Origin of the sequence: Pseudomonas sp. RAC1, from assembly GCF_030658255.1 — a bacterium.
Lineage (GTDB): Bacteria > Pseudomonadota > Gammaproteobacteria > Pseudomonadales > Pseudomonadaceae > Aquipseudomonas > Aquipseudomonas boreofloridensis.
On record NZ_JAUTXS020000012.1, the window covers coordinates 20680 to 28627 of the forward strand.

The window sequence follows — 7948 nt, forward strand, 5'->3', positions numbered from 1 at the left end:
CCATGCAGGATGCCAGCTCCTCTCCAACGCCCGTCGAATCCGCCCCCTTGCTGGGTATCGACCTGGGTACCACCAACAGCCTCATTGCCGTCTGGCAGGACGGTAAAGCACAGCTCATCGCCAACGCCGTGGGCGAGGTGCTGACGCCCTCGGTGGTCAGTGTCGATGAAGACGGCAGCATCTTGGTGGGCAGTGCCGCCCGTGCCCGCCTCACCACCCATCCCCATCGCACCGCCGCAGCGTTCAAGCGGTTCATGGGCAGTGACAAGCGTTTCGAACTGGGCGAGCACCGCTTCACGCCGGAAGAGCTGTCGGCCCTGGTGCTCGGCTCGCTCAAGCAGGATGCCGAGGCCTATCTCGGCTGCCCGGTGAGCGAGGCCGTGATTTCCGTGCCGGCCTACTTTAGCGACGAGCAGCGCAAGCGCACTGTGTTCGCGGCCGAGCTGGCGGGGCTGAAGGTGCAGCGCCTGATCAACGAGCCGACGGCTGCCGCCATGGCCTATGGTCTGCACGAACAGAAGTTCGAGCGCACGCTGGTGTTCGACCTAGGGGGCGGCACCTTCGATGTCACGGTGCTGGAGTACGCCTTGCCGCTGATCGAAGTGCATGCCTCCACTGGCGACAACTATTTGGGTGGTGAAGATTTCACCGATGCGCTGCTCAAGGCGTGCCTGAGCGATTGGCAACTGACGCTGGAGAGCCTGGAGCCTCAAGCGCTGGCGAGCCTGCACGATGCCATCGAGCAACTGAAGCGTGACATTGGCGAGGGTAGCCTGACCCTGACCTGGAATGGCGACGGCCAAGCCCGCGAGTGGCTGCTCGACCAGACGCGCTTGCAGTCGATCTGGGCGCCGTTGCTGGCGCGGGTGCGCACCCCCATCGAACAGGCGCTGCGCGACGCGCGTCTCAGCCCGCGCGAGCTGGACAGCCTGGTGCTGGTGGGGGGCGCCACGCGCATGCCGCAGATCCAGCAACTGGTGGCCAAGCTGTTCGGTCGGCTGCCTTATCGCCACCTCGACCCCGACACCATCGTCGCCCTGGGCGCTGCCAGCCAAGCGGCCTGCAAGGCCCGCGACGCGGCGATCGACGAACTGATCCTGACCGACGTGTGCCCCTATACCCTGGGTGTCGCCTCGTCCCGTGGCGAAGAAGTGTCCGGCGCCTTCACCCCGATCATCGAACGCAATACCGTGATCCCCACCTCGCGCGTGCAGCGCTTCTACAGTACCCATCCGGAGCAAAAGGTGGTGCGAATCGCGGTGTATCAGGGCGAGCGTCCCTGGGTGCGTGACAACATCCTGGTCGACAGTTTCGAAATTCCGCTGCAGCCCACCGGACAGGTGCAGTCGCTGGACGTGCGCTTCAGTTACGACATCAACGGCCTGCTCGAAGTCGACGTGACCTTCCTCGAAACCGGGCACAAGCACAGCCACAGCATCGACCGCAGTCCCACGGGCCTGGACAGCGAGGCGCGCCAGGCCAGCCACGAGCGCCTGGCACGCCTTAAGATCCACCCGCGCGATGCCTTGCCCAATCGCACCTTGCTTGCGCGGCTGGAGCGGGCCTGGATGCAGAGCCTGGGCGATGAGCGCGACCTGATCAGCAGTTGGCTGGACGCGTTCAATGCGGTGCTGGCCGGCCAGCAGGCGGCAGAGATCAGTCGTCAACGCCTGCAGTTGAGCCAGGCGCTGGACGAGTTGCGTTACTGAGCGTTGAGATGGCGAAGGGCGACTTGCAGCCCTTCGCTGAGCTGTGCGGGATCGTCCGGCGGCGGGCCGTAGCGGTTGGCCAGCTTGTCGCCGGGCACCACCATCAGTGCGGCAGGCGCGAAGGGCGCGAATCGGCAGATCGCCAGGACACCGATCAACATCGGCACGCCTTGGCCCAGGTCACGCAGGCGCCGTAGCACAGAAGTCAGAATCAACAAGACCGCGACGACCCAAAGCTCTGGCAGTTTGGCCACCGCGGTCAGCACCGCACCGCCCATCAAGGCGACGAAGCAGTGCGCGACGAAGTCGCTGCGGCTGATACGGCTGTTCAGTCGCCAGAAGGCCCAGGAGGGTGCCTGAGGCTCGCGCGCCGCCGCGGCAAGGTGGCCTTCGGTACGCGCCAGCAACGCCATGGCGGCGCAGCGCAGGCCGGTGTCCTGATCGGCATCGTCCTTGGCTTTTTGCAGCCGCATCAAATCGACGGTGCGCGGCGGTTTGGCGGATTTCACCAAGGTGTTGAAGGCACTCACCAATGTCTTGAGCAGTTTGCCGTCCAGTTTTTCCTCACGCTCGATCACCTTATAGGGCAGGCGCGGGACGTTGCCGGCGATCAGGCCTGTGCGCAGTGTGCCGACCCAGGCAGCGCTGCCGCCCAGCGTGTCCAGGCGTGCACGTAACCAGGCCCGTTGCTCGCTGTCCAGCGCGGAGCTGTGATAGAGGGTTGCGCACAGCAGCAGTTCCCCCAGCGGGTGTTCTTCCAGTACGTCGGTACTGCCTTGGTAGCACTCGAACAGATTGACCGCGCCCGGCAATCGGGTGCTGGCGAAGGCGTAGGCCAGGTAATGCAGTGGAGTGGCCATCAGCGCCTGAACGGGATCGCGCTCGTCCAGGCAGCGCAGCAAGGCGTTGTTTTCCTGGAACAGCGCCGGGGTGGACAGCAGCAGGCGATGGGTGCGGTAGAACGGATGCTCGGTCGCGTACTGCAGTTGGCCTGGCAACTTGGGCGTGATCATGTCCAGCCAGCGCTGGGGCTGAGCGATGGTGGCCAGCATGAACAACTGCTGGCGATGCCAGTCCCACTGTGCAGCGCCCTCGGCCATCGGCGGCAGTTCGATGCCGTGGCGCGCCATGTCGTTCATTACCCGCATGCCGAATGGCACCGTGAACATGCGGCGCATGTCGAACGCCTCGTTCAAGCGCTCCAGCGCTTGCGGCGAATACACCCGCATGCGTCGCAGCCATTCACGGCAGACAGGGTGCAGTGCTTGCTGCTTGAGCGCCTCTGGGAAGACCGCCCCGTGGTGTGCTGATGCGCAAAACGCTACCAGTGCACGTACCACCGGGGAATGCTCGAGCCAGTGCAATTGCTGTGCGGCCTGGCGCTGAAAGCCTTCGAGGATGAGGTCATCGAGCGGATCGCCGCTGGCGGGCTCATCGAGCAGGCTGCGCAGCAGCCCGGCTTCGCCACGTTGCAGTGTCCAGGCCTGCCAGTAGCGGCGCTGCAACAGGCGATCTTCCTGGTCGGCCAGGAGCCAGGCCAGCGGTGGCAATTCATCGTCACCGTCCAGGCGCCAATCTATGAACGTGGCGGCGAAACCCTCCAGCTTCAGGCGCGAGGCCTCGGACCAGCGCGCCAGGGTTTGTGGTGATTGCGCGGGACAGCCGCAGGCCTGGGCGGGATCGGTCAGATCCTCGGGCCAGCTGTGCGGCAGGCTCTGCTGATCCAGCGCCTGGATCAGCAACGGCAGGCGTTGCGGTTGATAGCCTGCGCACAGGTCGAGCAACCACCGCTCGGCCTCTGGATGCCGGTGTTCACGCCACAGCCGCAGCCAGCCATTGAATGCCTGTTCCTCGGCGCCCAAGGCGCTGGCTTGGCGCGCGAGCAGGTACAGCACGTCGACGTCGTCCGGCGCCATTTCGTGCTGCTGCTGCAAGCGCGCATGCAGCGTTCGGCTGCCAATCCCGGCCTGACTGAACTGCAGGGTCAGGCGACTCACCAGGTCTTCGTCGGCCGGGAAACCGACGCAGGTGTGGCAGTCGGCGAACTGGGTGTACTCGAACAGCGGGCGTTCCTGGTGGTAGTAGCCAAGGCTGCGGAAATACCAGAGCGTTTCCAATTGCGCCGCGGGTGACCAGTCGCGGATCAGCCGAGTGTCGAAGGGGTCGGGCTCCTCGATACGCTGCAAGAAGGCGGCGACGTCCTGGGCCTCTTCCGGCGGCAGGCGCAACAGTTGCTCGGCCCAGCCCAGCCGCGTGGCCAGCAGACGTACGCACTGGTAGGCGATCGGACCGCAATGGCGCAGCCGGTGCAGCAACTGCCAGTTGAGGTCGTCGAGTTGCTCCAGCGGCAGTTCGTCGAGCTGGCCGATGTAGTCCAGCCAGGCTTGCGGTTCGTAGCGACGGGTCGAGTCTTCGAGCAGCGCCTGGAAGGCGTCGAGGGCCTCGTTGGCCGGCGCGACCTCGTCATTGGACTGCGCGGCTTGCGCGTTTTCGACGTGCTCGCGCGCTAGACGCTGGGCCTCTTCATAGGCCGCGCGCAGGGCCTGGAAGCCTTCCGGATCGGTCTCCGGATGGTGCGTGGGCAGGCGGCTGCGGTAGGCCAGACGGATGGTGTCCAGGTCCTGGGTCGGTTCGATACCCAGGCGAATCCAGCAGCTCATGACCAGCAATCCTCTTCCAGGGTCGTGGGGCGTTCAGGCTCGTCGATTGGCAATTCCCAGGGCAAGTCGGCGAGCAATTCGTGGGCGCCGATGCGCAGGTTCAGGACGATGCAGCGGTTCCAGTGCTCGCTGCCCTGGCGCTCCAGGTCGGCGGCGAAGGTGGCATCGCTGCTGTCGGACGCGTTCCACAACGCTTTGCCGAACAGATAACCGGCGATGTAGGTGTTCCAGCGGTTGTAGTAGTGGCGGGCGCGCAGAGCCAGGCGATAGTGCAGGTAGAGGCTTTCTTCGCGGCTGATATGCCCCTTCTTGACCCCGGCGCGCAGCAGAAAGCTCATGCGTCCGAGGTCCCAGGCCCGCGTACCGCCAGGGCCGCAGTCGGGGAAGGTGCGTGCCGCATATTCGTACTTGACCCGGTCGCGAGCCGGCAGTGTCTCCAGCAGCGCCTGCCACTGGCTGGGCAGGCACCGCTGGAACTGCCAGTAGGCATTGCTCAGTTCACAGGCATGGCCGTTGTCGGCCATGCTGAGTACGTCCAGCAACTGGGCACGGGTAGTGATACCCCAGCCGCTTTCCAGGTCGGTCTGATCATCGCCCTCGAAATAGTCGGGGGCGGTGAAGCTGGCGCCGTTGAGCGCGGCCATGGGAGCGGAGAGGGCGTGCAGCCAGTGCTGGGCGGATTCGTCCATGAGCGGGTCCGAAGCTGAAGTGTTGCGGGAATTGTAGGGAGGTTGAGTCCAGCTGAGCAATGCGCTGGGCGTCTCAGCGCTCCGCTTCCTCGGCGCGCAGTGTCAGCACCTCGTAGCCTTGGTCCGTCACGGCCACGGTATGTTCCCACTGCGCCGATAATCCGCCATCGCGGGTGATCACTGTCCAGCCATCCTTGAGGGTTCGGGTACCGCGTGCGCCTTGGTTGATCATCGGCTCGATGGTGAACACCATCCCCGGTTGCAATCTCATGCCCATACCGCGCTGACCGTAATGCAGCACTTGCGGCGCTTCATGCATCTGTGTGCCGATGCCGTGGCCGCAGTACTCGCGTACCACGCTGTAGCCGGCGGCTTCGGCGAACTGTTGGATGGCATGGCCAACATCGCCCAAGGTGGCGCCGGGTTTGACTTGCTCGATGCCCTTCCACAGGGCCTGATACGTGGTGTCGACCAGGCGCCGGGCGTCGTCGCTGATCGCGCCGATGCAGTACATTTTCGAGGAGTCGGCGATGTAGCCACCTTGTTCGAGGGTGATGTCGACGTTGATGATCGAGCCCTCCTGCAGCACTTCATCCTTGTTCGGCATGCCATGGCAGACCACCTGGTCGACCGAGGTGTTCAGCGCATAGGGAAAGCCATACTGGCCTTTGCTGGCCGGGCGCGCCTTGAGGGTGTCGACGATGAAGGCTTCGGCGCGATCGTTGATCTGCAGGGTGGTGACGCCCGCGCGGATAAAGCCGTCGAGGTCAGCGAAGACGCGTGCCAGCAACTCGCCTGCACGGCGCATCAGGGCCAACTGGTCGGCGTTCTTGAGGATCGGTTTGCTCATTGCAACAGCTCCTTGAGCGTGGCGTGTTCCTGACGCAGCAATTGGCGCACGAGTTCGGGGTAGGTCGCCTCAGGATGCAGCTCGGCCAGCATGCCGATGCGAATCCAGTGCTCGGCCTGGGCGTTGATCGAACGTGACATCGCGCCGCTGGCAATGCGCAGGTCTTCGTGGAGGTGGTCGCAGATCTTGACGATGCCCATGGGGAGTGCTCGGTATGAAACGTATATGGATCATATAGCGAGGGGTGGGGGTGTGTCACGCTTCCTTGTCCACAGCCCTATACCTTGACGATAGGCTCTGAAACTCATTTTTAGAGACCTGCGGCTTCGCGAAGTTTTAAAAATTTAAAAGTACGGGTCTGAGCCTGGCTTCGAGCTTTTGCTTGAATACCTGTCGCGGCCTATCGATAAACTCGAGAGGTGGTGTATTTACGTCGAAAAGGAATAGCGATAGCGGCTGGCAAGTAGTTCTACGTAGCTATCATATCCCGCCACCAAATAGTGCTTGAGCTCAAGGAAATTTGCTGGATCATAGATTGCACGTTTTTCCATGAGCCAATCTGAGTTGGTGACTTGGTAAAATTTTGGGTCAGGATGTGTGCCTGTTTTTTCCCAGTATTCCAACTCGTCATCTTTGATGCCTGGTATTTGATATTTTAAATGATTTGATTTGTAAAAGTTGAGGGTGATGCAGCGTAGCTCAGCGACATTTTCGAACGCTAAAGTAGTAATTGAATGTGTTCCATTTTTATGGTCATGGAGACGCTGGGCTTCGATTTCTAGCCGTACATCGCCCGCTTCATTGTAGGCGGCTGTTAAAAAAGTAGTATCGATGGTGAATTCTATTTTCTCAGGGGTAAGCTTTATCATTTTGTAGGCGCTATTTTTATTCGCAGACAAGGGGTGTGTAACGATTACTACGCCATCCTTGTCACGGGTCAAGTCTGCGGATCTGGAGTTTTTAATTCTTAAAGCCCTCGGCAAGAGGTCGTGATACGTATTGGTAAAGAGCAAAAAATCCATATCAATAATATTTTGTGAATCACTGCGAGTTTGCTTGATCGTTTGTTGTTTCAGTGAGGTATAGAAAATCCTCAAACACTATTTTAATTGTGGCGTCCTCGAATCTTATTTCGTGCTGAAATGTGTTGGTGGGTTCTAGAACAATGACTTCATCAATTATGAGATCTCCGTGCGTGGAATGATTGGCCGGCCATGCTGTGGTGTTCTTCTCAATTGAGTAACGAGAAGTGTTGTAGTAGTGAAGCTTAAGGGTGTTTCCGTAGGCGCCGGCGAGAATAATAGTAATATTGTTGAGGGTGCGCTCCTCTTTTTCATACTCTTCCACAGTGAGAGTATGTAACCGTGCATCATGCAGGCATCTGCGATCAGAAGGGTCATAATGCCACGGCTCACTCATGAACTCGTATAGGGCAGGAGGGAGCAGTTGCTTCACGCTTTCGACGTACGCGCCATAGGCGCTACTGTCTAAGCTATAGCCAGAGCGGGTTTCACGGAATTTGATTATCTTCATAGCTAAAGTTCGCATCCAGATAGCCCAGAGGCCCTGATTGATTGGGTATTCCTGTACGGCTTTTTTACTGCCGAGAGTACCTTCAGGTAGCTAACCGTTAGTCTTGCGTAGCTGATCCACTGCTAGCCCGTTGAACGTGGTGAAACAGTGATGCCGACGATCTTCGCCGCCTCGGTCAGGGCGCTGGTGAGCTCTGCCATCAGGGGGGGATGCAGTATCCGGTCATCCTTGCGGACAGCGTGCAGGTTGCCGATGGAAACAGCACCCTACAAAGCTACCCCCGTCGCAGCAAGTCGAAGTGTCCGAAGATGCGATCGGATCGATGAGCGCGGGCGGTAGCTTGCAGCCGAGCACCGCGTGGTTAAACGAGTGCGATCCATGAACCCCACCTATCACATGATGGAGCAGCAGGTTACCGTGGCATCTCTGGCGAGCAGTTCCACGGCAGAAGCGCTTCGTAGTCGGCCGCCGACGATGCATACGGCAGGCGCTCAAGTACGTGGCGCA

Annotated in this window: 7 protein-coding genes; 1 reads left to right on the forward strand and 6 read right to left on the reverse strand. The window is 60.9% G+C overall.

The genetic code is table 11. The features are described from left to right. The first annotated feature begins 2 nt into the window (after positions 1 to 2). Positions 3 to 1709, forward strand: coding sequence for a molecular chaperone HscC (locus Q7C30_RS02225; RefSeq protein WP_317870502.1), 1707 nt, complete (start codon positions 3 to 5; stop codon positions 1707 to 1709). Here Q7C30_RS02225 and Q7C30_RS02230 read toward each other — a convergent pair. The 6 genes from Q7C30_RS02230 to Q7C30_RS02255 form a co-directional block, all read right to left on the reverse strand. Then, positions 1703 to 4369, reverse strand: a complete 2667-nt coding sequence (locus Q7C30_RS02230) for a molecular chaperone DnaJ (RefSeq protein ID WP_317870504.1) — start codon at positions 4367 to 4369, stop codon at positions 1703 to 1705. The genes Q7C30_RS02225 and Q7C30_RS02230 overlap by 7 nt on opposite strands. Beyond that, on the reverse strand, positions 4366 to 5058 hold the full coding sequence (locus Q7C30_RS02235) for a DUF1266 domain-containing protein (RefSeq protein ID WP_029611986.1): 693 nt from the start codon (positions 5056 to 5058) through the stop codon (positions 4366 to 4368). Before Q7C30_RS02235 ends, Q7C30_RS02230 begins: the two co-directional genes overlap by 4 nt. Positions 5059 to 5131: 73 nt before the next feature. Beyond that, the gene (map, locus tag Q7C30_RS02240; RefSeq protein WP_039579374.1) at positions 5132 to 5908 is read right to left on the reverse strand and encodes a type I methionyl aminopeptidase; all 777 of its coding nucleotides are present in this window, start codon (positions 5906 to 5908) and stop codon (positions 5132 to 5134) included. Next, the gene (locus tag Q7C30_RS02245; protein ID WP_029611984.1) at positions 5905 to 6108 is read right to left on the reverse strand and encodes a ParD-like family protein; all 204 of its coding nucleotides are present in this window, start codon (positions 6106 to 6108) and stop codon (positions 5905 to 5907) included. Before Q7C30_RS02245 ends, map begins: the two co-directional genes overlap by 4 nt. Positions 6109 to 6336: 228 nt before the next feature. Next, positions 6337 to 6849: a hypothetical protein gene (locus Q7C30_RS02250; RefSeq protein ID WP_317870506.1), complete on the reverse strand. Its 513-nt coding sequence runs from the start codon at positions 6847 to 6849 to the stop codon at positions 6337 to 6339. A gap of 100 nt (positions 6850 to 6949) precedes the next feature. Then, positions 6950 to 7441, reverse strand: coding sequence for a hypothetical protein (locus Q7C30_RS02255; protein WP_317870507.1), 492 nt, complete (start codon positions 7439 to 7441; stop codon positions 6950 to 6952). Positions 7442 to 7948 lie beyond the last annotated feature (507 nt).

What these genes read in the sequence shown, in the direction of transcription:
- Q7C30_RS02230 (WP_317870504.1), bottom strand. Translation starts at nt 4,369, where the DNA reads ATGAGCTGCTGGATTCGCCTGGGTATCGAACCGACCCAGGACCTGGAC.
- Q7C30_RS02235 (WP_029611986.1), bottom strand. Translation starts at nt 5,058, where the DNA reads ATGGACGAATCCGCCCAGCACTGGCTGCACGCCCTCTCCGCTCCCATG.
- Q7C30_RS02225 (WP_317870502.1), top strand. Translation starts at nt 3, where the DNA reads ATGCAGGATGCCAGCTCCTCTCCAACGCCCGTCGAATCCGCCCCCTTG.
- Q7C30_RS02255 (WP_317870507.1), bottom strand. Translation starts at nt 7,441, where the DNA reads ATGAAGATAATCAAATTCCGTGAAACCCGCTCTGGCTATAGCTTAGAC.
- Q7C30_RS02245 (WP_029611984.1), bottom strand. Translation starts at nt 6,108, where the DNA reads ATGGGCATCGTCAAGATCTGCGACCACCTCCACGAAGACCTGCGCATT.
- map (WP_039579374.1), bottom strand. Translation starts at nt 5,908, where the DNA reads ATGAGCAAACCGATCCTCAAGAACGCCGACCAGTTGGCCCTGATGCGC.